The sequence below is a fragment of the Cardinium endosymbiont of Culicoides punctatus genome, from assembly GCF_004354815.1.
Lineage (GTDB): Bacteria > Bacteroidota > Bacteroidia > Cytophagales > Amoebophilaceae > Cardinium.
Map to the genome: position 1 here is coordinate 1 of NZ_QWJI01000054.1, position 578 is coordinate 578.

Annotated in this window: 1 protein-coding gene; it reads left to right on the plus strand. The window is 33.9% G+C overall.

Going from position 1 to position 578, the window contains the following annotated elements; translation table 11 throughout:
* Nucleotides 1-163: 163 nt before the first annotated feature.
* Nucleotides 164-547, plus strand: a complete 384-nt coding sequence (locus CCPUN_RS04200; protein WP_133282322.1) for a transposase — start codon at nucleotides 164-166, stop codon at nucleotides 545-547.
* The last annotated feature ends 31 nt before the right edge of the window (nucleotides 548-578 follow it).

The following is a 578-nucleotide window of genomic DNA, read 5'->3' on the forward strand; positions in this document are numbered from 1 at the left end:
TTATTTCTCGATCGTAAGCTTGTTGTGAATAAATTAAAAACCAACGTTGTTTAACTTTTTTATATGTCACTATAGTATAGTGGACTGAAAAATTTAGACAAAAAAAAGAGTAATTTTGTTTCCCCTAGAGGAATGATTTTACAATTAATTTACGGATTACGTTATGTCTAAAAAACAGATTAGAACATTTAGTTCGGAAGAAAAGGCTAGAATAGTCTTAGAGTTGCTAAAAGAAACATCGACATTATCCCAATTATCATCAAAGTATTCTGTAACAGGTAAAAGTATCCAGTTATGGAAGAAGCAGTTTTTAGCGAATGCCTCATTAGCCTTTGATCCAGAAAAAGTTGTTAGTGTTTATAAAGAACAAATTAATAAACTGAAGTCATCCAATGATGAACTAGCCAAAGCTTTGGGCAAAACTACAGTTGAGCGGGACTGGGCAGTGGGAAAGCTCAAGAGCTTGGATTCATCAAATAAAAAAGTCTTGTCGATTCCAAGCTTAATACCTTATCCAAGGCAAGACAATGCGCCCTATTATCCATAAATCGGAGCTCGATGTATTACACATCCAAAGT